Genomic DNA, 25,946 nt, shown 5'->3' on the forward strand with positions numbered 1-25,946 from the left:
CAATTTATGAAAATCACTTTTTACGGTCATGCATGTTTTGGTATTGAAATTAACGGAACGCACGTATTAATTGACCCTTTTATTACAGGAAACCCTCTAGCTTCAAATATAGATGTAGATCAAGTAAAAGCAGATTATATTTTACTTACACATGCGCATCAAGACCATGTGTTAGATGTAGAACGTATTGCAGAAAGAACAGACGCTATAATCGTTTCAAATTATGAGATTGTAACATATTATGAAGTAAAAAAACTTAAAGGACACCCAGTAAATCATGGAGGTACTTATACTAATGATACCTTTTCAGCCAAATATGTAAACGCAATTCATACTTCTTCGTTTGCTGATGGAAGCTATGGAGGTCAACCCGGAGGATTCGTAATTACCGCAGGAGAAAAATCATTATACATATCAGGAGATACAGCGGTAACAATGGATATGCAATTAATACCGATGTCAACCAATTTAACAGCCTCTATATTTCCAATAGGAGATAATTTTACAATGGGAGTTGATGACGCTATTATAGCTAGTGACCTAGTAATTTGTGATAAGGTAATAGGATGTCATTTTAATACCTTTCCTCCAATAGAAATTAATATAGATGAAGCCAAAGAAAAATTCAATCAAGCTAAAAAAGAATTGATGATTTTAGAAATTGGACAAACAATAACTATTTAAGTAAACCTTTTATTTAGGTATTATATATGAAAGCAATCAAGATAATTTTAGGAATTATAACAGTTTTAATTCTTGCATTTTTTTTAACAGGTTTAGTTATACAAGAAGTTGTATACACTAACGAAGTGAGTGTTGATAAACCTGTAAACGAAGTGTTTGTTGATTTTCAAAATGTAGAGTTAATGAAACAATGGATGCCAGAAGTAAAATCACTAGAAACCTTAGAAGAAAAACCTAATAAAATAGGAAGTACTTATAAGGTGAAGATTGAAAATAAAGGGAGACTAATCACAATAACTCAGCAAGTTTTGGAATATGAAAATAATAAAAGATTTACTATAGGTTATGATGCAGAGAATATGCTAAAAACTGATGATTATGAGTTTATTTCAGAAGGAAATAAAACCAAGATACTACAAACTACTACTTGTACTAGTGATTCTTATGTAATGAGTTGCTTGTTTCCATATTTTAAAGGAGCACTAAAAAAAATGAGTCAACAATATTTAGATAATTTTAAAAAAGCTTCTGAAGCTCATAATTAAAAAACTTACAATTGATAAAAGCTTACTACCATAAATACTTACTGAACTTTAAACAAGCCAGCGGAACTTCTCGTGGAGTTTTAAGAACCAAAGAAACCTGGTTTTTAATTTTAGAAAAAGAAGGAAAGAAAGGCTTTGGAGAATGTGGTTTATTTCGCGGATTAAGTGCTGATGATAGACCTGATTATGAAGAGAAATTACAGTGGGTGTGTAACAACATTAATTTTGGTTTAGAAAAATTGTTAATTGAACTCATTGAGTTCCCTTCGATACAATTTGGATTAGAACAAGCATTCTTATCCTTAGAAAGTAAAACACCATTTGAATTATTTCCATCAGATTTCACCAAAGGAAAACAGCAAATTTCCATAAACGGATTAATCTGGATGGGAGATAAAGCTTTTATGCAGCAGCAAATAAAAGATAAGTTGCAACAAGGTTTTACTACTATAAAGATGAAAATTGGAGCGATAGATTTTAATACAGAAATTGAATTATTACAATCTATCCGAAAAGAATTTTCAGTAAAAGAAATAGAGTTACGAGTAGATGCCAATGGAGCATTTTTACCTAAAAACGCTTTAGAGAAATTACAAAGGCTATCTGAATTGGAATTACATTCTATTGAACAACCTATAAAGCAAGGACAATGGCAGGAAATGGCAAGTTTATGTGAAAAAACTCCATTACCAATAGCCTTAGATGAAGAGTTGATAGGAGTATTTTCTTTCGAAGAAAAAGAAAAATGTATTGCTACAATTCAACCAGAATACATTATTTTAAAACCTAGTTTGGTAGGAGGATTTAAAGGAAGTAGCGAATGGATTCAAATAGCATCTAACCATAACGCAGGTAATTGGATAACTAGTGCTTTAGAAAGTAATATAGGGTTAAATGCAATCGCACAATGGACGTACACGTTAAACAATCCATTACCACAAGGGTTAGGAACAGGAAGTTTGTTTACCAATAATTTTGAAAGTCCGTTAGAAGTTTCAGACGGCAGTTTAGGATATAATGTTGATAGAAATTGGAACTTTAATATTTAACAATGAATTTTATACAACAAGCATATAAAGGGCAAAATCAGTGGTACTTATACCTACTAGTTATTTTTATAGTTTTATTTGGATGGCAATTTATAGGTGTAATTCCTTTAGCTGTTACAGCGGTTTTACATTCTGAAAGTACAAATGAGTTTTTAAGAGCTTCGGATGATAGCTTTATGAGTTTAGGAATAAATAAGAACTTGTTTTTATTTATGATGGTTGCAATGTTTGCTTTTGGATTAGTTTCATTGTTTTTAGGAGTAAAATACATTCATAAAAGGGCAATTAAAACAGTTATAACAAGCAGAGCAAAAATAGACTGGAGTCGTTTTTGGTTTGGTTTTTTTGTATGGGGAATACTATCTATAATAGTAGTGTCTTCTGATATTCTTTTATCTCCAGAAAATTATACTTGGAATTTTAAAGCTCTTCCTTTTTTCACTTTAGTAACAGTATCATTTTTGTTTTTACCGATTCAAACAAGTTTTGAAGAATTACTTTTCAGAGGATATTTTATGCAAGGATTAGGAACTTGGTTTAAAAACAAATGGGTTCCATTAATAGTAACCTCAGTAGCTTTTGGATTACTACATGGAGCAAATCCAGAAGTAGAGAAGCTAGGATATATTTCAATGGTATTTTATATAGGAACAGGTTTCTTCTTTGGAATTACAACCTTAATGGATGAAGGAACAGAGTTAGCATTAGGTTTGCATGCTATTAACAATATTGTAGCAGCATTCTTAGTAACAACCGATTGGACTGTTTTTCAAACAGATGCTTTATTCGTAGACACTTCAGACCCTTCGGTAGGTATAGAAATGTTTTTGCCTGTATTTGTTTTGTATCCTTTAATGTTGCTACTGTTTTCAAAAAAATATGGCTGGAGAAACTGGAAAGAAAAACTATTTGGTAACATAGAAAAACCAGTAATAACAACAAAATAGCACTCCAAACAAAGTGGGCAATCTAAACTTTCATAATAGTTTTCAGTTAAACGGAAAGTCTTTTTCTAATGAAGATGAATTATTGACTTTTTCGAAGACTATAAACGATTCTGTATATCAATTTTTATCAGATTGGTTTAATACGGAAGATTTTGTAGTAGTGCAAACATCAGGTTCTACGGGAAAACCTAAACCAATTTCGTTAAAAAAAGAGTTTATGATAAACTCAGCAAAAGCTACAGGAGTTTTTTTTGACTTAGAAGAAAATACTACAGCTTTATTGTGTTTATCAACTGATTATATTGCAGGAAAGATGATGCTAGTGCGTGCACTGACTTTAGGGTGGAGTATTGATGTGGTCGCCCTAACTTCTAAAGTTGAAATTATAAAAGAGTATGATTTTTCCGCGATGGTACCTTTACAGTTAAGAAGCTCTTTGGCTAGTATACATAAAATAAAGAAGCTTATTGTAGGTGGAGGAGTTGTAGCAAATGATTTAATTGAAGCCATTCAAGATAAATCAACCGAAATTTTTGCTACTTACGGAATGACAGAAACAATTACGCATATTGCCGTTAAAAAGTTAAACAATGTCATTTCTAATGATAGTGAGAAATCTCATTATAAAACATTACCAAACGTACAATTATCTCAAGACAATCGAAATTGTTTAATTATTGACGCGTCTAAAGTTTCTGAAGAAAAAGTTGTAACAAATGATGTAGTTCACTTGATTTCAAAAACAGAATTTGAATGGTTAGGGCGTTATGACAACGTGATTAATTCTGGAGGAGTTAAACTACATCCAGAGAAAATAGAAGAGAAGCTATCGAAAGTTATTCCGAATCGTTTTTTTGTTACAGGTATCAATGATAAAAAGCTAGGAGAGAAGCTAGTTTTGATTGTAGAAGGAGAGAAAAATGACGTCATTTTGAACGAAGTGAGAAATTTATTGGGTCTTACTAAGTATGAAATTCCGAAAGTAGTTTATTTTGTGGATAAATTTATAGAAACTGAAACAAAAAAAATCCAACGTAAAAAAACACTCACTAAAACTTTACCTCACTAAAAAGTATCGTTCACTTTTCTAATAAACTTGTTTACTCATTTAAGGTTTTATAAAAATATAGTGTTAGCTAGTTTTATATAAACTTTAAAACGAAAAACTATGTTAAAAAAACTATTTTATGCAATGATATTGTTGAGTTCAATAGCACTTGCAGCACAACAAAGAACAATAACAGGTGTAGTTTCAGATGAATCAGGTCCGTTACCAGGAGTTACTATTGTGGTAAAAGGAACTACTATTGGAACTGAAACTGATTTTGATGGAAGATACTCTATCACTGCAAGTGAGGGAGACGTTTTAGTGTTTTCTTTTGTAGGGATGAAAACCGCAGAAGAAAAGGTAAAAGAAAGTTCTGTAATTAATATAATAATGAAGAATGATGATCTTTTAGAAGAAGTTGTAGTAGAAGCCTACGGTATTTCAAAAAGGAGAAAATCATCGGTCTCAAAAGCTATTAGCATTAGAGGATATAATCAAATTGAAAATAGAGATTCGTATGCAGGAAGAAGTGAAAATATTTTCAAAAGCCCTGTAAACGCTCCCTTGTCTACATTTTCTATTGATGTTAATAAAGCTTCTTACAGTAATATAAGAAGAATGATTAATAGCGGTCAAAAAATACCAAAGGAAGCAGTCAAGATTGAAGAAATGATTAATTACTTTGATTATAACTATCCGCAACCTAAAGGAAAATATCCTTTTTCAATCACTACAGAAATTGTTACGACTCCATGGAATAAAGATACTCAGTTGATAAGAATTGGATTAAAAGGAAAAGAGTATAAACAAGAAAATTTACCAGCATCAAACTTAACTTTTTTGATAGATGTTTCAGGCTCTATGTCAGATCATAATAAATTACCTTTATTAAAATCTGCTTTTAAATTATTGGTAAATCAGTTAAGAGAAAGAGATAAAGTAGCAATTGTTGTATATGCAGGAGCAGCAGGAGTTGTTTTAAAGCCTACATCAGGAAATGAAAAAGAAACAATATTAGAGGCTTTGAATCAACTAGAAGCAGGAGGTTCAACAGCAGGAGGCGAAGGAATTGAGTTAGCTTACAAACTAGCAAAGGATAATTATATAAAAGATGGAAATAACCGAGTTATTTTAGCTACAGACGGTGATTTTAATGTAGGAGCTTCAAGCAATGTTGAAATGGAAGAGTTAATAGAAGAAAAAAGAAAATCAGGAGTATTTCTATCTGTATTGGGTTTTGGTTATGGCAACTATCAAGATGATAAATTAGAAATTTTAGCAGATAAAGGAAATGGAAACCATGCGTATATCGACACGATGCAAGAAGCACAAAAAGTATTTGGTAAAGAATTTGGAGGTACTTTATATACTATTGCAAAGGATGTAAAAATTCAGGTAGAATTTAACCCAGAAAAAGTACAAGCGTATCGTTTAATAGGATATGAAAACAGATTGTTGAATGATGAAGATTTTGTAGATGATACAAAAGATGCTGGTGAGTTAGGTAGTGGTCATACAGTAACAGCATTGTATGAGGTAATTCCTGTAGGAGTAAAAAGTAAATTTCTAAAAAAACTACCTAAATTAAAGTATACTCAAAATAAACAACTGAATAATTTTAATGATGAATTATTAACTGTGAAGTTTAGGTATAAATTACCAAAAGGGACTAAGAGCATAGAGTTAGTGAAAACTGTAAAAAATGAAGTATTGGCACCAACGAATGATATGAATTTTATTTCAGTGGTAGCTTTATTTGGAATGCAATTAAGCAAATCAAAATTTAAAAACAAGGCAAAAGTTGAAGATATACTTAGCTTGATAGAGGGAGAAATAGGAGAGGACAAGGATGGTTATAAAGCAGAGTTTGTTAGATTAGTGAAAACGTATAATTAAGAATAAAAAAACAGGGTTAAATGCCCTGTTTTTTACCTGTCAACATCTAAAAAACCTTTAGTGTCAAAAGCTTTTTTATAATCAATTAAACTCATTCCGAATCGTTTAGCATTGTAGTTTTCTTCTTTATCTATTTTGTAAAGCTTGCTTTTTCTGCTTATTTATATTGATTCGATCCTTTTTTTTGTAGAAAATCTTAATAGTAAGAAGTTTGTTTTGGATAAATATATAAAAAAATCCAACGATCTTTATCGTTGGATTTTTAAGTTTTATAAAGAAAGAAAAGGCTTATTCTTCCATTGAGTGATATACGTTATTTACGTCATCATCTTCTTCCAGCCTTTCTAAAAGTTTGTTTACCTCTTCTTTTTGTTCGTTTGAAATCGCAGTAGTGGTTGTTGGAATACGTTCAAATTCAGAAGAAAGAATTTCAATATTATTTTCTTCTAAATATTTTTGAATAGCACCAAATTGTTCAAAAGGAGCGTACAACATAACTGAACTATCTTCTTCGTCGGCAAAAACTTCTTCCACTTCAAAGTCAATCATTTCCATTTCAAACTCTTCTAAATCCATTCCTAATGAATCTTCTTTTACTTTAAAGTTAACCACGTGGTCAAACATAAAAGCAACTGATCCAGAAGTTCCTAAATTTCCGTTACACTTGTTAAAAGCAGCACGTACATTAGCTACTGTACGGTTATTATTATCAGTAGCAGTTTCTACCAAAACAGCAATTCCATGAGGCGCATATCCTTCAAATAATACTTCTTTATAGTTTTCAGTACTTTTATCAGAAGCTTTTTTAATAGCGCGCTCAACATTATCTTTCGGCATGTTGGCAGCCTTCGCATTTTGAATTACTACACGTAAACGAGAGTTGGTTTCAGGGTTTGGCCCACCTTCTTTAACTGCCATAACGATATCTTTACCAATACGAGTAAAGGTTTTAGCCATGGCTGACCAACGTTTCATTTTTCTTGCTTTCCTAAATTCGAATGCTCTTCCCATGTGTATGCTGTTTTAATTTTGCTTGGCAAATGTAACTAATGCTATAAAATATAGCAATTAAAAATGTTTTTTGAAAATTACATCACCTTTTTGTTCATCGTATGCTTTCCAAGTTCCACTTTGCTTATCTTTTTTATAATGCCCTTTAACTTTTACATTTCCGTTTTCATAATAAGACTTATAAGAGCCATCTTTTAAACCATCTTCTAAATCAACTTCAAATTTTAATTGTCCGTTTTTATAATACTCTTTGTACGACTTAGCACTTAAATCAGAAGGGTGTATTGGCGAAAGCTTAAAAAATGATATAGAATTTCGAGTATTTGTTGAGTCTTTGTAGGGAGCTAATTCTAATAATAGTTTCTCTCTTAACTCTTTATCTTTTTTAGTGTTTATATCAATGTTTTTAGGGTCTTCAAAAACAAGAGAAATATTACTTTCAAACAACTCATCAGAAGCAATTAGTTGCATGCCAATTTGAGAAAAACAAGTGATATATGGTTTGTTTTTTTGGAGTTTATGTCGAGTTTTGTTATCAACCAAACTTAAAAGGTCTTTATAGGAATTTGGAGTGTTTACATAAGCAAAGACACTAGATTTTTTTTCAAAATGATAATTAAAATCGTCAAATTTTTCAGAACTTTCAAGTGTGTATCCTATTAAGTGATTATTAATGATTTCTTTAATTGTATTTGGGCTAGTACTAAAAACAACATAATCATCAATAATGGTAAAGTAAGGCTTTTCCATTTTAGAAAACATGTTTCCTGCTAACATTTTAAAGAATCCTTTTAAATCAAAAAAGTTAATAGGATAGCCTCTGTAATCGATTTGCTTGTATTTTAAAGGAGTATTTTCTTTAATTTTTGAAAGGACAAGCTGAAGATTTTCTTTAGCGTCATCAATATCGTCAGCTTTAATAATAGCAGCGATATCTTTTTTGTTTTTTGAAAGTTCAGTGTTAAAATGAATTAAAGCTATTTCACTACCAATCCAACTATAAATGTTTTCAGAAACATTAATGTCTAATTTATCCTCAATCATCGAAAGTTGATCAGAATACATCTTAAAATCAGTAGGATTTTCTTGTTGGAGTTTTTCTAGATTACTATTAAATGTTTTAAAATCATCAAAAGCAAAACTAAGATATAAAGAGGTGTTCTTTGGGGCTATTTTAGCAACACTACGTTTACCAACTCCAGACTTTTGTAATACCTTTAAATATGTTTGTGAATTAGTGTCAACGTTTGTGTAACCAGTAGCTTGAACGATAACTCCTTCCACAATGGATATATCTAAACCAGAGTAGAAGAATGCTTCTTTATTTAAGAAATCTAAATTGCTAGAACTGGTAAAACAATTTAAATAGTTTTTTAGATATTTATGTTGTAAATAAACATTGAAAAAACCATCAGTATCTGTTTTCTTTTTTATTTCTAAAAAGTTAAGATCACGTCCAATAACAGGATTTAAGTATTGGTCTATTGATTGTTCAACCAAAAGGTGAGTATAAGAAGCTATAACCTGATTTTTAATAAAGGAAAGATGTAAGGTTTCTCTTGTTTTCTTATTATAGAGTTCTATAATTTCATGCTTTTTGTATACGCGTTTGGTTACTTTATAATCTTCACCAGCTAAATTGCTAATAGCTCTTTTTAAAAAGATGAGTTTAGAGAACTTTTGTAAATCAGCAACGTATAGTAACCCATATTTTCTGGGACTAAATACATGTACTGAAATAACCAGATTACGTTCCCCTATAAAGTCAAAAATTTCCTTTTTTGCTTTAAAGGTTTCATCTAAACTATTGAGCCCTTCAGATAGTTTATTGATTTGTTGATTTGTTTGAAGATGCGTCCAAATTTCACTTGAGCTTATTTCATCCCAAGTATCAATAGGTCTTTCAGTATCAACTATAAAAACAGCATCATCAGGAACTAAATAAATAGACTTGATATTATCATTCTCAGATAAGGTGAAAATATAAACTTGATAGATAACAAAGCCAATAACAAGGGCAATAATGCCCCAAAACACTCTTTTTTTCATGCTACCTCCTGTGCTTTTAAACCTGTAAAACTCCCAAATTGAATTTCTTTTCAATAGGTGCGTGGTCAGCAGCTTCAATTCCCATAGAAATCCAAGTTCTAGTATCTAGTGGGTTGATAACTGCATCTGTCCAGATTCTTGCAGCAGCATAGTATGGAGATATTTGATTATCGTATCTCGATTTTATTTTATCGAATAATTCCGCTTCTTTTTCAGGAGTAATTTTTTCGCCTTTTTTCTTTAAAGCAGCTGTTTCAATTTGTAACAATACTTTTGCAGCAGAAGCTCCACTCATTACTGCTAACTCAGCACTTGGCCACGCAAAAATAAGACGCGGATCATACGCTTTACCACACATAGCATAGTTCCCTGCTCCATAAGAGTTACCTATAACTACCGTAAACTTAGGAACTACAGAGTTGCTTACTGCATTCACCATTTTAGCTCCGTCTTTAATAATACCGCTGTGTTCAGATTTACTTCCTACCATAAATCCAGTAACATCTTGTAAGAAAACTAACGGAATTTTCTTTTGGTTACAGTTGGCAATAAATCGTGTAGATTTATCGGCTGAATCGTTATAAATTACCCCACCAAATTGCATTTCGCTAGGTTTAGTTTTTACTCCTTTCGATTTTACAATTTTACGTTGGTTGGCAACAATACCAACAGCCCATCCATCAATACGAGCATATCCTGTAATAATGGTTTGACCATAGCCTGCTTTGTATTCTTCAAATTCAGAATTATCTACCAAACGCTTGATGATTTCCATCATATCGTATTGCTCATTACGAGCTTTTGGTAAAATCCCGAAAATATCATCTTCATTTTCTTTTGGAGGAAACGCTTCTTTACGATTAAATCCAGCTTTGTCATAATCTCCAATTTTATCCATTAGGTTTTTAATGGTGTCTAAAGCATCTTTATCATCTTTTGCTTTATAATCGGTAACCCCAGATACTTCACAATGTGTAGTTGCCCCACCCAATGTTTCATTATCAATAGTTTCACCAATAGCAGCCTTAACTAAATAACTACCAGCTAAGAAAATACTTCCTGTTTTATCTACGATAAGCGCTTCATCACTCATAATAGGTAAGTAAGCACCACCAGCAACACAACTTCCCATAACGGCAGCAATTTGGGTAATTCCCATGCTACTCATTACAGCATTGTTTCTAAAAATTCTTCCGAAGTGTTCTTTATCAGGAAAAATCTCATCCTGCATTGGTAAATAAACTCCAGCAGAATCTACCAAATAAATAATAGGCAATTTATTTTCAATAGCTATTTCTTGAGCTCTTAAGTTTTTCTTTCCTGTAATAGGGAACCAAGCACCCGCTTTTACCGTAGCGTCATTAGCAACAACAATACATTGCTTACCACTAACATATCCCATTTTTACAACCACACCACCAGAAGGACATCCACCGTGTTCTTGATACATGTCTTCACCTGCAAAAGCAGCGATTTCAATAGAGTTAGATTTGTTGTCTAATAAATAATCAATACGTTCACGAGCGGTTAATTTTCCTTTCTCATGATGTTTGTCAATACGTTTTTGTCCGCCACCTAATTTAACTTTGGCAAAGCGTCTACGTAAATCTGATACTAAAAGTTTATTGTGGTCTTCGTTTTTGTTGAAGTTAAGATCCATGGTAAGTTATTTGTTTGCGTGTGCTAAAATAAGAAAAAGGACGTATAAAACAAGGTGTTTACCTATACGATTGAATGATGTTTTCAACAGTTTTTTCTATTTCTTTGTTTCTAGATTGTTTTAGTAAAATATACGGTTCAGCTACACGTTCATTACAGTTTTGTACAGCACAAGTTTCACAGGTAATACCAACTGTTTTTTTAGTGAAAGTATCTTCATTAAAAAAATGAAGCTTGCGTTTTAAATGTGGAGAAAGTAACATGCCTATACTCACACTGCGATTAATCTTATTCTTAAAAGGATCAGCAGTAGCTGCAGATAGTACTAAATATTCCTTTTGAGAGTTTTCGTACGATGATATTTGAATTCCGTAAGCCGAATTTTTTTCTTCTGAAACTTCTAAATCTTGTATCGTTTTAATGGCAATCCACCTTCTACAATAATGTTCGTTATTACGATTGGCGTGGGGTGACTGTTGTTGTGTAATATGTAGTTCTTTTGAAAGTCTATGTGCTGGAGAACCTTCTTTATGTGTAAAACGTAAAAAGAATAGGTTTTTAATGTTAAAATATTTTGGTAAAATGTTAGTTAAACGTTGATAAAACGTTTCGTCAGAACAATTATAACTTCTAATAATTTTATGCAACTGTAAAGGTTGCCAGGTTTCTAAAGAAAAAAGTTGTGTTAGTTTTTGAATTAAATCATCTTTCGGAATAATTAAAGCACCTGCAAAGTAAGAAGCTACAAAATTATTTAATACTTCATCAAAACTGTCAAATTTAATCCATGGAAATGTATATAACCTGTTTTCTATCTGTAAATAATTATAAGCTATTTCTTTAGCGAAAATGAATGTTTTTTGTGCTTCGTTTATATCGTTATATATAAGAAGTGTTTTGTTTTTTGGAATATAGATGTTTCTGAGTTCAGATAACTTTTGATGTTTAGATAGTTCTTCACTATCAATAGTGTAACTATATTCCTCAATTAAAATCTCTTTTAAATCTTTTGAAGTAATAGGAGCATTTGGATTAATTTGATATGCTTTGATAAAGTTGGTAACCTTCGTTTCAATATCCTCAAAATAGTTGTTATGTGCTTCTTGGTACGAACGCAATGCAGCAAGAAAAAAGCTCTCTCTTGTTAAATTATAGTTTTGAGAAATCTTAATAATAGTACTAATAAACGCATTAACCTTTGCAGGAGCGTTGGCAATGATGTCAATTAGATTATTTTCTTTAATACCAAATAGGTCAAGAGGAATCTCTTTTAAAATTTTAGATTGTAAAATTTCACCAATTGGTGCTAAGTTTTTATCTAACTTTAAGGAAACTAAATGGTCATAAGGTACTTCTAGTTTCTCGGAAAGAATAACAATTTTATCAGTTTTTGGGTACTTTTTTCCCTTTTCAATTTCGTTTAAATACGATTTTGATAAACCTGTTAGTTTGGATAATCCAAAGAGTGATAGGTTTTTATCTGTGCGTATTTGTTTCAGTTTTAATCCAAAAACTAATCTGATATATTCTTCTTCCAAGGTGTTTTTATTAAAAGATTCGTAATTCAAAGGTATAAAAATTAGCGAATTAATAAAAATTAGTGTTTTTAATATTTTTAGCGAACGTTCGCTTTTTTATTTAGGTTCTTTTTTTTAATATTGAACTGTAAATCAATAAAAAAAAATAAATAGATATGAATCAAGATGTTTTAGCAAAAGAAATTCAATGTGTAGGTTTTGATCAAACCGAGTATAAAAGTGTTTTGACCAATGAAGCCAAAGCATTTTTAATTCAACTTCAAGAAAAATTTAATACTCAAAGACTTCAATTATTAGCTGAAAGAGAAATTGAACAAGCTTATTTTGATGCAGGAAATAGTCCAGCCTTTCCTTTAGAAACTAAAGAAATTAGAGAAAGTGATTGGGTGTGTGCTACGTTGCCAGAAGACTTGTTGGATAGAAGAGTAGAAATCACAGGGCCAGTAGAACGTAAAATGATTATCAATGCATTAAATTCTGGTGCAAAAACGTTTATGGCAGATTTTGAAGATAGCAATTCACCAACAATTCAAAACATTTTAGATGGTCAGGTAAACTTACGAGACGCAGTAACTAAAACAATTTCATTTTACAACGCTGCAAAAGATAAAACTTATGAGTTAAAAGACAAAGTAGCTACTTTGTTAGTAAGACCAAGAGGGTTACACTTAAACGAAAAACATTTGTTGATTGATGGCGTAGAAATGTCAGGTTCTTTGGTTGATTTTGGGTTGTATTTCTTCCATAATATCAAAACGTTACAAGAGCAGGGAAGTGCAACCTATTTTTATTTACCTAAACTAGAACACTATAAAGAAGCACGTTGGTGGAATGATGTTTTTATATTTGCACAAGAGTATTTGGGCGTACCACAAAAAACAATTAAAGCAACAGTATTAATCGAAACAATCACTGCAAGTTTTCAGTTAGATGAAATTATTCATGAGTTAAAAAATCACATGGCGGGCTTAAACTGTGGACGTTGGGATTATATTTTCTCATACATTAAAAAGTTTAGAAACCATACCAATTTTATAGTACCAAATCGCTCACAAGTAACGATGAGTAGTCCGTTTATGAAAGCGTATTCGTTACGAGTTATTCAGTCGTGTCATAAACGAGGTGTACATGCTATGGGAGGAATGGCAGCACAAATTCCAGTAAAGAACAACGATGAGCTAAATAAAGAAGCCTTTGTAAAAGTGAAGAACGATAAAGAGCAAGAAGTAAAAAATGGACATGACGGAACTTGGGTTGCACATCCAGGACTTGTAGAGGTTGCAATGGATGTTTTTAATATAACAATGCCAAATGCGAATCAGATAGATAAAAAGTTAGAGAACTTAATAATTACTGAAAAAGATTTAGTTGAATTACCAGAAGGTACTATCACTGAAAAAGGAATACGAGACAACATAAATGTTGGAATTTTATATATAGAATCTTGGTTAATGGGGCAGGGAGCTGCTGCTTTGTATAATTTGATGGAAGATGCAGCAACTGCTGAAATCTCTAGAACGCAAGTATGGCAATGGTTGCATAAAAGTGTGATGTTAGAAGACGGTCGAACATTTACTGAAGGAATGTATGAGCAATTTAAAAAAGAAGAGATTACAAAAATAAAAAGTTATGTAGGTGAGGACAGATATAACAAAGGAAAATTTGACTTAGCTATTCAATTGTTTGATAAGTTGATTTTAAACAAAGAATTTGTTGAATTCTTAACCTTACCAGCGTATAAATATTTATAGAGTAAGCCGTTTAGGTGTATGCTTAAAAGATACTTGTAGAGAAAAGCAATTTAAATTAAAGACTAAACTTAAAATATTTAAATCTCGATTATCGAGAAAAAGCCCTCAAAAATGCGGCAACATTTAAGAGGGCAAGCTATCAATAAAATTAATAACCTTATCAATTACAAAATTATGAAAAATTTAGCACACGCTAATTATAGTTCTGCTTTACAAACTGTGAAAGAGTTAAAAGAAAAGTACGGAACGACATGGAACTCAGTTTCTCCTGAAAACGCCGCTAGAATGGTAGCGCAAAACCGTTTTAAAACAGGTTTAGATATTGCTAGGTATACCGCTGCTATCATGAGAGAAGATATGGCAGCTTATGATGCAGACTCATCTAATTATACGCAATCATTGGGGTGCTGGCACGGATTCGTAGCACAACAAAAAATGATTGCAGTAAAAAAACATCACAAAACAACAAGTAAACGTTATTTATATCTTTCAGGATGGATGGTAGCAGCTTTGCGTTCAGAGTTTGGACCATTACCAGATCAATCAATGCATGAAAAAACAGCAGTACCATCATTGATTGAAGAAATTTATGACTTTCTACGTCAGGCAGACGCTATTGAATTAAACGATTTATTCCGAAGGTTAGAAAACGGAGAAGACGTACAGAGTGAAATCGATAATTTTGAAACGCACATTGTACCAATTATTGCAGATATTGATGCAGGTTTTGGAAATGAAGAAGCAACGTATTTGTTAGCTAAAAAAATGATTCAAGCTGGTGCTTGTGCTATTCAGATAGAAAACCAAGTTTCAGATGCGAAACAATGCGGACATCAAGATGGAAAAGTAACTGTACCACATGAAGATTTCATAGCAAAACTAAATGCAATTCGATATGCCTTTTTAGAGTTAGGAGTTGAAGATGGAGTTATTGTTGCAAGAACAGATTCGGAAGGAGCAGGGTTAACTCAAAAATTACCCGTAAGTCAAGAACCAGGAGATTTAGCCTCTCAGTATTTAGCGTTTGTAGAAGCAGAAGAAATTACGATTGATGAAGCAAGAGAAGATGATGTGTTATTAAAACGCGATGGAAAGCTAGTACGTCCTGTACGTTTGGCTAACGGATTGTATAAGTTTAGAGAAGGAACGAATATAGACAGGGTTGTGTTAGATTGCATAACAAGCTTACAAAACGGAGCAGATTTATTATGGATTGAAACACCTACACCTCATGTGGGACAAATAGCAAACATGGTAAATAGAGTGAGAGCAGTAGTACCAAATGCAAAATTAGTATACAACAACTCACCATCATTTAATTGGACGTTAAACTTCCGTAGCCAAGTATACGACGAAATGGTTGCTGAAGGCGAAAACATGACAGGATACGACAGAAATAATTTAATGAATGCAGCTTATGATGGTACGGAATTGTGTCACAGAGCAGATGATAAAATCCGTACTTTCCAAATAGATGGAGCAAGAGAAGCAGGAATTTTCCATCATTTAATAACCTTACCAACATACCATACGACAGCACTGCATATGAACGACTTAACTCAAGGTTACTTTGGAGAAGATGGTATGTTAGCATATGTTAGAGGGGTGCAACGACAAGAAATTAGAAAAGGTGTATCGTGTGTAAAACATCAGCGAATGGCTGGTTCTGATTTAGGTGATGATCACAAAACATTTTTTGCAGGAGAGATGGCATTAAAAGCGGGAGGAGGAAAAAATACATCTAATCAGTTTGAAGTTAAAAATGAAAATAAAGTAGAATTACAAAAAGCATCAGTTATTGCTTAATTTTATGTAATGCAGCTGTTTTTTAACTGTATAAAAATTTTAATTTTTCTTCTTTTTTAGTTACATAGTTTTATGCTGTTTTGAAGTAGAACTCCACTTGTACAAGTGGAGTTTTTATAGAGATAACTACTTCAAATACCATTTATATTGTTGTAAAACATAATTAACCTGTTTTTTTATTACTTGAATTACTGCTTTTGTGTTTGAAAATCATCGGCTTATGGGCTTTTCTCTAAGATTAATGGATAAAATCTTCAAATTTGAATAATCTGATAGTATGATTAATGATGGTTACTATATCATAATTTTTAGGGGGATTAAATATTTGTAGTGTAACGATATGATATTTAATGAGCTATTATCAATTTTTATTTGGACAGGTGGTATCCGAAAAACCTCTAATAAAAGAGTAGGAGTTATGTAATAATTTAACTAATTATGGAAACAGGTACAACTATTAAAACTCATAAAGCAGTTGTTGAACAACTGAAAAGTATTTTAGATGGTAACCCAGCAATGGCAAAAAGTCTTGGAGATTCATTAAAAAAGGCGGTAGAATTATCAAAAAACGGAAGCGCTGATAAAACGATACCACCTTTAAATAAAGACCTTTACAAAGCAATTGATAAAGAATTTAAAGGAAAAGGATGGCCAGAAACCGTCGCTGCATATTATGATTACTTAGACATTTATGTACAGATGATTCCCAATGAAAGTAGAGATCCAGAATACCCTAATGCTTGGACGAGTGATGGAACTAAAAACGGATACAATCAAAAAGTATACGACTTACTTTGTCAATCTTATTGGTTGATTGATCAAACAGATTCAGAAGGAAAAACGATGCAAAGTTATCCTGAGTTTGCTAATTGGTTAGTGAGCTTTGCAAATGCTTGGGGAACTTTCTTAGATACGGAAGCTTCTTTAACAGATGAAACCTTACAATCGTTTAAAGATGATAAAAATGATCAAGGTGAAAGTGTTTATAATTTTCCTTTGTATTCTGATAATGAAAGCAGTTGGAAAACGTTCAATCAGTTTTTTTATAGAGAATTTAATCATGCAGATCCTAAAACGGGAATTTCTCCTTTACGTCCTATAGCGGATCCAAATGACAATACGACTATTGTTTCTCCTGCAGATTGTACTTTTAAAGCATATTATCCAATTGATAAAAATGGAAATGTAGATAAAATTACGTTGAAAGGAACACATACTATTGGGAGTGTAGATGAGTTGTTGGAGTTTAGTAAGTATGGAGAAAGTTTTTATGGAGGTACATTTATTCATTACTTCTTAAGTCCTTTTGATTATCATCGCTTTCATACACCAGTTAGTGGAAAAATTTTAGAGATTCTTCCTGTGGAAGGAAAAGTGTATTTGAATGTTGAAACAGCAGCTGATGGGCAGTTTGATGCTCCTGATGGTGGAGAAAACGGATATGAGTTTTCACAAGCTAGAGGATTAGTAATTATGGATGCGGGTACTGAAGTAGGAAAGGTTGCTATTTTACCAATAGGAATGTGTCAGGTTTCTGGTGTAGATATGTATACTGAACTACAAGGACAAACAGTAGTGAAAGGTCAAGAGTTTGGTAAATTTAGATTTGGAGGTTCAGATATTATTATGTTATTTGAAAAACCACCTCATGAGCTGTATATGTTCCAAAGAGATCCTTCGCTAGTGCCTATTCATTTTCAATACGGACAAACTTCAGTTTATTGGAATAAGTAGTATATTTTAAAGGAAAGGTAGTAGTTTTTGACTAACTACCTTTTTTTATTGTAATAGTTTTTTAATAAAGATGAATGTATGTAGTATTTATGGTGATACATTAATGTCTTTGATTCTCAATAGATTTAGTAATAGGAGTTATTACCTTTCCAGTATGTTTGGTAGATTTTGTTTCAATAAGCATAATTAAACAGTCTATAGAAGAACTAACTCTATGATTAATGTCCTTAGGAACTACAAATAAATCCCCTTTTTTCATTGTAAAACTAGGTTGATCTTCTAGCTCCATTAAAAGGTTTCCATCAATAATATAAAAAAGATCATCCTCATTTTCGTGATTATGCCACGGAATATCCTGTCCGTTAATTTTAGCTATTTTGACATATTCATTGTTAACTTCAGAAACTATTTTAGGAGAAAAGTTCTCTTTTAACTTTTCAGCTTCCTGTAGGATGTTAATTGTTTGAGTTGTATCCATATCACACATTATTAAAACTTTGTTTTTAGTTCCATTTTAATATTACAGCGCTCATAAGGACAACCTTCTTCCACAGGAATTTCTAAAAAGCCAAATTTTCTATAAATATAAATAGCGTTTTCAAGTTTCGTGTTTGAGTATAAAACTAATTTATCAAACTGTTTATCTTTTGAAAAATCAATACAATGTTGCATGAGTTGTTGTCCTATTTTGTAACCCCTGTGTTTTGGTGAAACAGCCATTTTTGTTAATTCATAAACATTAGGTTCACTCATAGGCATTAAAGCAACAGTACCTACAACTTCATTATTTAATTTAGCAAAGAAAATATGTCCTCCTTTGTCAATAATATACTTGTGAGGATTACTTAAAACCTCCTCATCATAAGGCTCTACAAAAAAAAATGTTTGTAACCACTCTATGTTCAGGTTATAAAAAGATGAGCTGTATTCTTCCTTAAATGTGGTAATTGCTATAGTATTTTGTGTTGTATTCATTTTTATGTGTTCTATAATAGCTTCGCTGAAAGATTTTTTATTAAACTTAGTATCTAACTTATTTATAAGTTCAGTTAGTGAATCAGATTTTATACTTGTATATTCTTTTAAAATATGTTCAATACCGTTCCAAATAGGGGTGATACTCTCTACAAGTTTTTTTCCTTTATCAGAAACAAAAACAACTTTTTTTCGCTTGTCGAGCTTGTCTTCTTTTAGGGTGATAAGTCCCTTTTTGTAAAGTTTATTAATAGCTTGTGTTGTAGCAGGTTGTGAGGTTTTTAAGTTGCTGGTAATCTCAGTATTTGTGACACCATCTTTATTTTTAATAATTTTAAAAGTTGGAAATAAATAAGGATCAAAATCAATATTAAATTCATTATATACCAATTGTGTTTCACGCATCATGTAATCACTAGTTCTTTTTAACCTAGAACCTAAACCAATTTCTCCTAATCCTTTTAAAGCATCCATAATAAAAACATAAGCACTTATATAAACACAAATATATATGTTTTCTTGATTTAAAACAAACCCTCTGTAATCAAATAAATACCTAGATAATATATACCATGGAAAATAATTAAATATTTTTTATATATTTGTACAGAAATTTAACAACAAGTAAAATGAAAAAAGACAAAATTATTTTTTATGTAGCTACAGGATTATTAACATTATTAATGTTTTTTTCAGCAGGAATGTATTTTTTTAATCATGCAGAAGTAGCTAAAATGTTTACAGCATTTGGGTATCCAACATATATTATTTACCCGTATGCAATAGCTAAATTATTAGGGGTAATAGCCTTGTGGTTTTTAAGAGGGAAGTTTTTAAATGAATGGGCGTATGCTGGCTTTTTCTTTGCATTTATTCTAGCTTTTTTTGCTCACCTTATGATTGGAGATGGAGAACAAATAGGGGCTGCAATTGCACTAGTACTATTAATAGTTTCGTATATTTATAGTAAAAAAATATAATGAGCAATAACCCAACAGCAACAGTTACTTTAACTAACCGAAATTACTTAGCAGAAGCAAAAATGAGAAATCATTTTGCTGTTATTGATGAACCTTTAGATAAAGGAGGAGATGATAACGGACCCACCCCAGTAGAATATTTACTTACTGCAATTGGAGGATGTGTTTCTATCACTTTACGTATGTATGCAGAAAGAAAAGGCTGGGACTTAGGAAGAGTAATAGTAAATGTTAGTCAAAAGGAACAATTAACTCCAGAGGGAATAAAAAAATCATTAGTAGAAGAAATTTCATTCGAAAAAGAAGTTACAGATGAGCAGCGTACTAAACTAGTAGAAATAGCTGGTAAATGTCCCGTAGCTAAAATGGTAAAAGGTGCAACAGAAATTAATACAAAAATAACAACATAAATGAAGAAAATAATCGCTTTTGCGGGCAGTAACAGTAAAAAATCAATTAATAAACAATTAGTAATATACGCATCAGTTTTACAACAAAAGGCTGAGGCTTCTGTATTAGATTTAAATGATTATCCATTACCTATATATGGAATTGATGAAGAAATGGAGAATGGTATACCAGAAAATGCAGTAAAATTTCTAGAAAAAATTAAAGAAGCAGACGGTATAATTGTATCGTTAGCAGAACATAATGGGAATTTTACTGTAGCATTGAAAAATATAATAGATTGGATGTCGCGTATAGAGCAAAAAGTATGGCACAACAAACCTATGTTGTTGTTATCAACCTCTCCAGGAGCTAGAGGAGGGTCATCTTCTATGGAAATTGCAAAAAATGGATTTCCACATATGGGTGCAAATGTTATAGCCGATTTTTCTTTACCAAAATTTTATGATAACTTTAAAAGTGGAAAGATTGTAAATGAAGAGTTTGATATAAAAATAAAAGAAGCAGTTGCAACTTTCCTGAAAGCAGTATAAACATAAAATATAATAGTATGTCGGAAGCAAAGGAGATTGTAAAGAACTACAGTAATAATGATATTACTGTAGTATGGAAACCCAATAAGTGTATCCACTCAAAAAAATGTTGGAAAGGCTTGTTACAAGTTTTTAATCCGCAAAATAGACCGTGGATTAATATGGATGGGTCAACTACTGAAAGAATAAAAAAACAAGTAGAAGAATGCCCTTCAGGAGCGCTGTCGTACATTTCAAAAGAGGAAGGTAATCAAGCTGCAGCTCACACAGAAACTAAAGTAGAAGCATTAGAAAACGGCCCTTTATTAATCTACGGAACTCTGCATGTTACGAATCCAGATGGTAGAACAGAAAAGAAAAATAAAACAACAGCTTTTTGCAGGTGCGGAGCTTCTCATAACAAACCATATTGTGACGGTACACATGTAAAAGTTGAGTTTAAAGGATAATTATGAAAATACAACAAGAAGATAACGGCAAGAAAGGAGAGTTCTTTATCGAAATTGATGGAAATAGAGACGGATTAATGACATATACATGGGCAGGAGATGATAAACTAATTATCGATCATACTGAAGTAGGAGATAGTTTACGAGGAAAAGGAGTAGGCTATAAGTTAGTAGCAGCTTCTGTAGAGTTTGCTAGAACTCAAAATATTAAAATTCTCCCATTGTGCCCATTTGCTAAATCAGTTTTTGATAAAAAGCCTGAATACTCAGATGTTTTAGCGTAATAAAAATTCTTTTTTAAGTATTTGTAAAGAATTTATTTTCCTTGGTATATAAATGTTGTTTTTGTATTTTTGTATTCTAAAAATAAGGAAGTTAAAATGAAGATAGTTTTATACGGAAGAAAAGGACATGCACATACAGTTGCATATAAAAATTTTCTAAAATCTGCAGAAGTACCATTTGAGTACAAAGACGTTTCTATAGATGAAGAAGCGAAAGAACACAGTAAAGAATTGTATGAAGGGCAAGTAAAGTACCCAACTTTATTTGTTGATGGCGAAGTGTATTTAACACCCTCATCAGATACATTCAATAAGTTAATGCAAGACTTAAAATTAAAAGGATAATCTTTTTTTAGTTAAACAACAAAACAAGGCTAGTAGCTAAGGCTAATAACCAGAACAATGGGAGATATTTCAAAAGACATCAATTCAAAGTTTCAAAATGATAAAATCAAAGCTTTTATCAATATTAAATACACTGCTAATTGGATAAGCAGTAAAGAAAATGAGTTTTTTAAACAGTACAGTATTTCATCACAACAATTTAATATTCTTCGTATTTTAAGAGGAGCTAAAGAAGCTATAAAAGTTCAAACAATAAAAGATAGAATGATAGAACGAGCTCCTAATGCTACAAGGCTAATGGATAAACTGTGTGAAAAAAAATTAATAGACCGTGTAAGGTGTGAACATGATAGAAGAGTAGTCTATATAAGTATTACCCAGCAAGGAAAAAAGCTATTAAAAGTAATAGATGATAATTTACATTTAGACTTTATTGATAATTTAACAGAAGAAGAAGCCACTCAACTTAGTGATTTATTAGATAAAATAAGGCAGTAAACTTTAGTATTATCTATAAAACAACTAGGAAATCTAGTTTAAATATTGTATCTTTTAAGAAAGTGAAACAGATAGAAATTATGTATACATACGATACACTTTCGGAAGCATTAAAAGATTTACAAAAAAGAGGATTTACTCTTGATTTTAACCTGAGAGAAAATGAAATAGAGAGTAAAAATACTCGAGAAATTTTCTCTCCGGATTTCTTTGAAGTAGTTGAGATATATCGATTTGAAGGAATGAGTAGCGCAGGAGACAATTCTGTTGTGTATGCAATTCAAACAAAAACAGGTATTAAAGGAGTTTTAGTTGATGCTTATGGAGTGTATGCTAACTCTCTTTCTCCAGAAATGATTCAAAAATTGAAAATAGTACGATAATAAAAAAGAGTTATTCTCCTTATCAAATTAAGGTGTTTTCCTTATATAATAAATAACCTTTTACCTATGAGTTTCTAAATAGGGTTAAGATATATTTGGGTTGATTAATTAACCCAAACTAAATTTTATGAAGACTTTAAAAACCCTAATGTTTGTAAGTATCTTTTTTATGGTATTTACATCATGTCAAAATGAAGAAACTGTACTGCCAGGTGAAAGCCAAACAGAAGCAGTAGATGCTAAGGCTGCAAAATCCAGAGATGATCTTAAATTAGATTATCATGAAGATTACGGAGTAGTCAAAGCGGATGAATACCCAATGAATCCAGAAGGAGTTAAAGAACCTACTTTAGACTTATTTTTAGAAAAAGGAAATCTTAAAAAAGAAGAATTAAAAAGCTATCGTATTGTAAAAGATGAATTTTCTGGTATAGGTTTGGCTGAACATAGAATGGACGATGGTAATGTAATACAAGTACCACATGAGTTTCAAAGGCAGCCAGTTTATAGATTTGAAGCGGAATTAAATGACGGAACAAAAGTTAGAATTATAATAATTATAATATGTTCAAATGGTTTAATTATAATCATTTGGTGGTAATAAAATAACTGAATAGTTCTAAAAAGACCTTATACTTAGTGTAGGGTCTTTTTTTTATGTGATAAACATATTATAAAAAATATGTATCTTGCAATTTATTATGCACGCATAATACTTTGATAAAAACACGACAATGAAATACAAACATATTTTTGAACCCTTAGATCTAGGTTTTACCACTTTAAAAAATAGAATTTTAATGGGGTCAATGCACACAGGTTTAGAAGAAGAGAAAAATGGGATTGAGCGTATTGCTACATATTATGCAGAACGTGCAAGAGGAGGTGTAGGTTTGATTGTTACTGGAGGAATTTCTCCTAATATCCAAGGATGGACAGCCCCTTTTTCTGCTCGTATGAGTACAAAAAAACACGCACGTGAACATAAAGTAATCACAGAAGCAGTTCATAAAGAAGGAGGTAAAATTTGTATGCAAATTTTACACTCAGGTCGTTACGGATATCATCCATTCAATGTAGCACCTTCAAAAATTAAATCACCAATAACCCCTTTTAAACCTTTTGCTTTAAAACAATCAGGAATACGAAGAACTGTAAAGGACTTTGTAAACTGTGCTAAATTATCTCAAGAAGCAGGATATGATGGAGTAGAAATAATGGGATCTGAAGGATATTTAATCAACCAATTTATAGTAACAAGAACAAATAAACGAACTGATGATTACGGAGGAAAATATGAAAACAGAATCCGTTTAGCAGTAGAGCTAGTCCGTAAAATTAGAGAAGTTGTTGGTGAGAATTTTATTATAATCTATCGTTTATCAATGTTAGATTTGGTAGAACAAGGAAGTTCTTGGGAAGAAGTAGTGCAATTAGGAAAAGAAATAGAAAAAGCAGGAGCAACTATTATTAATACAGGAATTGGTTGGCATGAAGCACGAATCCCTACCATTGCAACCTCAGTTCCTAGAGCAGCGTTTACTTGGGTAACCAAAAAAATGAAAGAAGAACTATCTATTCCATTAATTACTTCTAACCGAATTAACATGCCAGATACTGCTGAAAAAGTATTAGCAGAAGGACATGCAGATATGATTTCGATGGCGCGTCCATTTTTAGCAGATCCAGAATGGGTAAACAAAGCTAAAGAAGAAAGAATAAATGAAATAAACACTTGTATAGCTTGTAATCAAGCTTGTTTAGACCATGCATTTCAAAAGAAAGTAGCAAGTTGTTTGGTAAATCCAAGAGCATGTCATGAAACAGAGTTAAATTACAATCCAACTTCAAAAAAGAAGAAAATAGCAGTTGTAGGTGCAGGACCAGCAGGGTTGGCAGCTTCAACAGTAGCAGCTCAAAGAGGTCATAATGTAACCTTATTTGATGCTGATAAAGAAACTGGAGGACAGTTTAATATAGCAAAGCAAATCCCAGGAAAAGAGGAATTTTATGAAACCATTCGTTATTTTAACAAGCAATTAGAATTACACAAAGTAGCTGTAAAACTAAATACAAGAGTTTCTGCAGAAGATTTATACAACGGCAATTTTGATGAGGTTATTTTAGCCACAGGGATTACTCCAAGGACTCCGAGGATAAAGGGAATAGAACATGAAAAAGTATTGAGTTATATTGACGTTGTAAAACTAAAGAAACTTGTAGGTAAACGTGTTGCTGTTATTGGGGCAGGAGGAATTGGTTTTGATGTTTCAGAGTACTTGGCTCATGAAGGGGAAAGTACTTCTCTAAATGTAGATGCTTGGTTAGCAGAATGGGGAATCGACAAAACTTTAGAAGCTCGTGCAGGAATTGAGGGAATTACACCAGAATTTGACCCATCTCCAAGAGAAATCTTTATGTTTAAACGTAGTAAAGGAAAGTTTGGAGGAAACTTAGGAAAAACAACAGGTTGGATACACCGTGCAGTACTAAAGAAGAAGAAAGTACAATTTATAGGAGAAGTACAATACAAAAAGATAGATGATGAAGGTTTACACTATGTTCAAAATGAAGAACAAAAAGTATTACCGGTTGATAATGTAATTATTTGTGCAGGTCAAGTTCCATTTAAAATATTATTAGAACCGTTAGAAGCTAAAGGAATGAAAGTTCATGTAATTGGAGGAGCAGATGTTGCGGCTGAATTAGATGCTAAGAGAGCCATAAACCAAGGAAGCAGGTTAGCTGCTGAACTCTAGTTTTATATAAATTTAAAATCACTAAAAAAGTCTTGCTATAGCAAGACTTTTTTTATATGTATGTCTCGTCCTGAAATAAGTTTACACAATTTAGACTTATTTTATGAAAAACAATGTATCCAAGAATAAGCGCACACAATGTGATTACAACTTAGGCTTTAAATTAGCTGTAGTTTCTCAAGTAGAAAAGGGCGAGTTAACCTATAAACAAGCTCAAAAGAAGTATGGTATTCAAGGTAGGAGTACTGTTTTGGTTTGGTTAAGAAGACATGGTACCTTAGACTGGAGCAAACCTGCCTTACTAATGAAATCAAAATCCAAAGAAACACCTGCCCAAAAAATAAAGCGATTAGAACGGGAGTTAGAAGATCAGAAGTTAAAAAACATAATTCTCAATAAAATGATTGATATCTCTGATAGTCAATATGGGACTTCTATTAGAAAAAAGTATTTATCTCAACACTCCAAAGCATCAGACAAGAACAAAGGATAAGTTTATCTCGTTGTTGTCGATTGTTTGAGATATCAAGACAAGGATTCTATCAAAGCATTAAGCGAGAGAACGCTCGAAGATCAGAACGTTCTAAAATTAAACCTTTAGTTCTAAAAATACGT

At 31.8% G+C, this 25,946-nt stretch carries 26 protein-coding genes; 20 read left to right on the forward strand and 6 right to left on the reverse strand.

What is annotated here, in order from left to right; genetic code table 11:
• Positions 1–6: 6 nt before the first annotated feature.
• The 6 genes from Q4517_RS11225 to Q4517_RS11250 all read left to right on the forward strand — a co-directional run bounded on the left by Q4517_RS11225 (position 7) and on the right by Q4517_RS11250 (position 6,169).
• Positions 7–684, forward strand: coding sequence for a metal-dependent hydrolase (locus Q4517_RS11225; RefSeq protein ID WP_303509287.1), 678 nt, complete (start codon positions 7–9; stop codon positions 682–684).
• Between the two features lie 26 nt (positions 685–710).
• Positions 711–1,229 (forward strand): SRPBCC family protein, encoded by a 519-nt coding sequence (locus Q4517_RS11230; protein ID WP_303509289.1) that lies wholly within the window; start codon positions 711–713, stop codon positions 1,227–1,229.
• Between the two features lie 11 nt (positions 1,230–1,240).
• Positions 1,241–2,278, forward strand: coding sequence for an o-succinylbenzoate synthase (locus tag Q4517_RS11235; protein ID WP_303509290.1), 1,038 nt, complete (start codon positions 1,241–1,243; stop codon positions 2,276–2,278).
• 2 nt (positions 2,279–2,280) lie between these two features.
• Complete coding sequence (locus tag Q4517_RS11240; protein ID WP_303509294.1) at positions 2,281–3,225, forward strand: CPBP family intramembrane glutamic endopeptidase; 945 nt, start codon at positions 2,281–2,283, stop codon at positions 3,223–3,225.
• Between the two features lie 13 nt (positions 3,226–3,238).
• On the forward strand, positions 3,239–4,294 hold the full coding sequence (locus Q4517_RS11245) for an AMP-binding protein (protein WP_303509297.1): 1,056 nt from the start codon (positions 3,239–3,241) through the stop codon (positions 4,292–4,294).
• A gap of 99 nt (positions 4,295–4,393) precedes the next feature.
• Positions 4,394–6,169, forward strand: coding sequence for a von Willebrand factor type A domain-containing protein (locus Q4517_RS11250; RefSeq protein ID WP_303509300.1), 1,776 nt, complete (start codon positions 4,394–4,396; stop codon positions 6,167–6,169).
• A 288-nt stretch (positions 6,170–6,457) separates the two neighbouring features.
• Here Q4517_RS11250 and Q4517_RS11255 read toward each other — a convergent pair whose 3' ends face one another.
• The 4 genes from Q4517_RS11255 to Q4517_RS11270 are packed head-to-tail and all read right to left on the reverse strand — an operon-like array spanning position 6,458 to position 12,426.
• On the reverse strand, positions 6,458–7,180 hold the full coding sequence (locus tag Q4517_RS11255; RefSeq protein ID WP_303509303.1) for a YebC/PmpR family DNA-binding transcriptional regulator: 723 nt from the start codon (positions 7,178–7,180) through the stop codon (positions 6,458–6,460).
• Between the two features lie 57 nt (positions 7,181–7,237).
• Positions 7,238–9,229 carry a DUF3352 domain-containing protein gene (locus tag Q4517_RS11260; protein WP_303509306.1) on the reverse strand — a complete coding sequence of 664 codons (1,992 nt, stop codon included), beginning with the start codon at positions 9,227–9,229 and terminating at the stop codon, positions 7,238–7,240.
• Between the two features lie 16 nt (positions 9,230–9,245).
• Positions 9,246–10,889 carry an acyl-CoA carboxylase subunit beta gene (locus Q4517_RS11265; RefSeq protein WP_115900681.1) on the reverse strand — a complete coding sequence of 548 codons (1,644 nt, stop codon included), beginning with the start codon at positions 10,887–10,889 and terminating at the stop codon, positions 9,246–9,248.
• 58 nt (positions 10,890–10,947) lie between these two features.
• Positions 10,948–12,426 carry a helix-turn-helix domain-containing protein gene (locus Q4517_RS11270; RefSeq protein WP_303509352.1) on the reverse strand — a complete coding sequence of 493 codons (1,479 nt, stop codon included), beginning with the start codon at positions 12,424–12,426 and terminating at the stop codon, positions 10,948–10,950.
• Positions 12,427–12,581: 155 nt separating this feature from the next.
• Between Q4517_RS11270 and aceB the strand changes: the two genes are divergently transcribed.
• From aceB to Q4517_RS11285, 3 genes are all read left to right on the forward strand, one after another.
• Positions 12,582–14,177 (forward strand): malate synthase A, encoded by a 1,596-nt coding sequence (gene aceB / locus Q4517_RS11275; RefSeq protein ID WP_303509311.1) that lies wholly within the window; start codon positions 12,582–12,584, stop codon positions 14,175–14,177.
• Positions 14,178–14,351: 174 nt separating this feature from the next.
• Positions 14,352–15,983, forward strand: a complete 1,632-nt coding sequence (locus tag Q4517_RS11280) for an isocitrate lyase (RefSeq protein ID WP_303509354.1) — start codon at positions 14,352–14,354, stop codon at positions 15,981–15,983.
• 438 nt (positions 15,984–16,421) lie between these two features.
• Positions 16,422–17,717, forward strand: coding sequence for a phosphatidylserine decarboxylase (locus tag Q4517_RS11285; protein ID WP_303509313.1), 1,296 nt, complete (start codon positions 16,422–16,424; stop codon positions 17,715–17,717).
• Positions 17,718–17,817: 100 nt separating this feature from the next.
• Here Q4517_RS11285 and Q4517_RS11290 read toward each other — a convergent pair whose 3' ends face one another.
• Together Q4517_RS11290 and Q4517_RS15460 are read right to left on the reverse strand one after the other, a co-directional pair.
• Positions 17,818–18,195, reverse strand: coding sequence for a cupin domain-containing protein (locus Q4517_RS11290; RefSeq protein WP_303509315.1), 378 nt, complete (start codon positions 18,193–18,195; stop codon positions 17,818–17,820).
• A gap of 11 nt (positions 18,196–18,206) precedes the next feature.
• Positions 18,207–19,166, reverse strand: coding sequence for a GNAT family N-acetyltransferase (locus Q4517_RS15460; RefSeq protein WP_368506469.1), 960 nt, complete (start codon positions 19,164–19,166; stop codon positions 18,207–18,209).
• Positions 19,167–19,321: 155 nt separating this feature from the next.
• Here Q4517_RS15460 and Q4517_RS11305 point away from each other — a divergent pair, with 155 nt between their 5' ends.
• From Q4517_RS11305 to Q4517_RS11355, 11 genes are all read left to right on the forward strand, one after another.
• Positions 19,322–19,672: a DoxX family protein gene (locus Q4517_RS11305; RefSeq protein ID WP_303509318.1), complete on the forward strand. Its 351-nt coding sequence runs from the start codon at positions 19,322–19,324 to the stop codon at positions 19,670–19,672.
• Positions 19,672–20,082, forward strand: coding sequence for an OsmC family protein (locus Q4517_RS11310; RefSeq protein WP_303509321.1), 411 nt, complete (start codon positions 19,672–19,674; stop codon positions 20,080–20,082). Before Q4517_RS11305 ends, Q4517_RS11310 begins: the two co-directional genes overlap by 1 nt.
• Positions 20,083–20,613, forward strand: coding sequence for an NADPH-dependent FMN reductase (locus Q4517_RS11315; RefSeq protein ID WP_303509323.1), 531 nt, complete (start codon positions 20,083–20,085; stop codon positions 20,611–20,613). It abuts the gene before it with no gap.
• A 17-nt stretch (positions 20,614–20,630) separates the two neighbouring features.
• Positions 20,631–21,062 carry a (4Fe-4S)-binding protein gene (locus Q4517_RS11320; protein WP_303509325.1) on the forward strand — a complete coding sequence of 144 codons (432 nt, stop codon included), beginning with the start codon at positions 20,631–20,633 and terminating at the stop codon, positions 21,060–21,062.
• Positions 21,063–21,064: 2 nt separating this feature from the next.
• Positions 21,065–21,346 (forward strand): GNAT family N-acetyltransferase, encoded by a 282-nt coding sequence (locus tag Q4517_RS11325; RefSeq protein WP_303509327.1) that lies wholly within the window; start codon positions 21,065–21,067, stop codon positions 21,344–21,346.
• Between the two features lie 96 nt (positions 21,347–21,442).
• The gene (locus tag Q4517_RS11330) at positions 21,443–21,691 is read left to right on the forward strand and encodes a glutaredoxin (RefSeq protein ID WP_303509330.1); all 249 of its coding nucleotides are present in this window, start codon (positions 21,443–21,445) and stop codon (positions 21,689–21,691) included.
• A gap of 57 nt (positions 21,692–21,748) precedes the next feature.
• Positions 21,749–22,189 (forward strand): MarR family winged helix-turn-helix transcriptional regulator, encoded by a 441-nt coding sequence (locus tag Q4517_RS11335; protein WP_303509333.1) that lies wholly within the window; start codon positions 21,749–21,751, stop codon positions 22,187–22,189.
• Between the two features lie 80 nt (positions 22,190–22,269).
• A complete protein-coding gene (locus Q4517_RS11340) occupies positions 22,270–22,572 on the forward strand; it encodes a phosphoribosylpyrophosphate synthetase (RefSeq protein WP_303509336.1) in 303 nt (100 codons plus the stop codon).
• Positions 22,573–22,720: 148 nt separating this feature from the next.
• Entirely contained in the window at positions 22,721–23,173 is a 453-nt protein-coding gene (locus tag Q4517_RS11345; RefSeq protein WP_303509339.1) for a hypothetical protein, read from the forward strand.
• A gap of 133 nt (positions 23,174–23,306) precedes the next feature.
• The gene (locus tag Q4517_RS11350; protein WP_303509341.1) at positions 23,307–25,331 is read left to right on the forward strand and encodes an FAD-dependent oxidoreductase; all 2,025 of its coding nucleotides are present in this window, start codon (positions 23,307–23,309) and stop codon (positions 25,329–25,331) included.
• Between the two features lie 103 nt (positions 25,332–25,434).
• Positions 25,435–25,824 carry a helix-turn-helix domain-containing protein gene (locus Q4517_RS11355; protein WP_303509344.1) on the forward strand — a complete coding sequence of 130 codons (390 nt, stop codon included), beginning with the start codon at positions 25,435–25,437 and terminating at the stop codon, positions 25,822–25,824.
• Positions 25,825–25,946: the final 122 nt, after the last annotated feature.

It is taken from the genome of Tenacibaculum sp. 1_MG-2023, from assembly GCF_030547425.1.
GTDB lineage: Bacteria > Bacteroidota > Bacteroidia > Flavobacteriales > Flavobacteriaceae > Polaribacter.

Excerpts from the sequence above, each read along its gene's own strand:
- Q4517_RS11225 (WP_303509287.1), top strand. The coding sequence starts at position 7 with ATGAAAATCACTTTTTACGGTCATGCATGTTTTGGTATTGAAATTAAC.
- Q4517_RS11230 (WP_303509289.1), top strand. The coding sequence starts at position 711 with ATGAAAGCAATCAAGATAATTTTAGGAATTATAACAGTTTTAATTCTT.
- Q4517_RS11240 (WP_303509294.1), top strand. The coding sequence starts at position 2,281 with ATGAATTTTATACAACAAGCATATAAAGGGCAAAATCAGTGGTACTTA.
- Q4517_RS11250 (WP_303509300.1), top strand. The coding sequence starts at position 4,394 with ATGTTAAAAAAACTATTTTATGCAATGATATTGTTGAGTTCAATAGCA.
- Q4517_RS11255 (WP_303509303.1), bottom strand. The coding sequence starts at position 7,180 with ATGGGAAGAGCATTCGAATTTAGGAAAGCAAGAAAAATGAAACGTTGG.
- Q4517_RS11260 (WP_303509306.1), bottom strand. The coding sequence starts at position 9,229 with ATGAAAAAAAGAGTGTTTTGGGGCATTATTGCCCTTGTTATTGGCTTT.
- Q4517_RS11265 (WP_115900681.1), bottom strand. The coding sequence starts at position 10,889 with ATGGATCTTAACTTCAACAAAAACGAAGACCACAATAAACTTTTAGTA.
- aceB (WP_303509311.1), top strand. The coding sequence starts at position 12,582 with ATGAATCAAGATGTTTTAGCAAAAGAAATTCAATGTGTAGGTTTTGAT.
- Q4517_RS11280 (WP_303509354.1), top strand. The coding sequence starts at position 14,352 with ATGAAAAATTTAGCACACGCTAATTATAGTTCTGCTTTACAAACTGTG.
- Q4517_RS11285 (WP_303509313.1), top strand. The coding sequence starts at position 16,422 with ATGGAAACAGGTACAACTATTAAAACTCATAAAGCAGTTGTTGAACAA.
- Q4517_RS11290 (WP_303509315.1), bottom strand. The coding sequence starts at position 18,195 with ATGGATACAACTCAAACAATTAACATCCTACAGGAAGCTGAAAAGTTA.
- Q4517_RS15460 (WP_368506469.1), bottom strand. The coding sequence starts at position 19,166 with ATGGATGCTTTAAAAGGATTAGGAGAAATTGGTTTAGGTTCTAGGTTA.
- Q4517_RS11305 (WP_303509318.1), top strand. The coding sequence starts at position 19,322 with ATGAAAAAAGACAAAATTATTTTTTATGTAGCTACAGGATTATTAACA.
- Q4517_RS11310 (WP_303509321.1), top strand. The coding sequence starts at position 19,672 with ATGAGCAATAACCCAACAGCAACAGTTACTTTAACTAACCGAAATTAC.
- Q4517_RS11315 (WP_303509323.1), top strand. The coding sequence starts at position 20,083 with ATGAAGAAAATAATCGCTTTTGCGGGCAGTAACAGTAAAAAATCAATT.
- Q4517_RS11320 (WP_303509325.1), top strand. The coding sequence starts at position 20,631 with ATGTCGGAAGCAAAGGAGATTGTAAAGAACTACAGTAATAATGATATT.
- Q4517_RS11325 (WP_303509327.1), top strand. The coding sequence starts at position 21,065 with ATGAAAATACAACAAGAAGATAACGGCAAGAAAGGAGAGTTCTTTATC.
- Q4517_RS11330 (WP_303509330.1), top strand. The coding sequence starts at position 21,443 with ATGAAGATAGTTTTATACGGAAGAAAAGGACATGCACATACAGTTGCA.
- Q4517_RS11335 (WP_303509333.1), top strand. The coding sequence starts at position 21,749 with ATGGGAGATATTTCAAAAGACATCAATTCAAAGTTTCAAAATGATAAA.
- Q4517_RS11340 (WP_303509336.1), top strand. The coding sequence starts at position 22,270 with ATGTATACATACGATACACTTTCGGAAGCATTAAAAGATTTACAAAAA.
- Q4517_RS11345 (WP_303509339.1), top strand. The coding sequence starts at position 22,721 with ATGTTTGTAAGTATCTTTTTTATGGTATTTACATCATGTCAAAATGAA.
- Q4517_RS11350 (WP_303509341.1), top strand. The coding sequence starts at position 23,307 with ATGAAATACAAACATATTTTTGAACCCTTAGATCTAGGTTTTACCACT.
- Q4517_RS11355 (WP_303509344.1), top strand. The coding sequence starts at position 25,435 with ATGAAAAACAATGTATCCAAGAATAAGCGCACACAATGTGATTACAAC.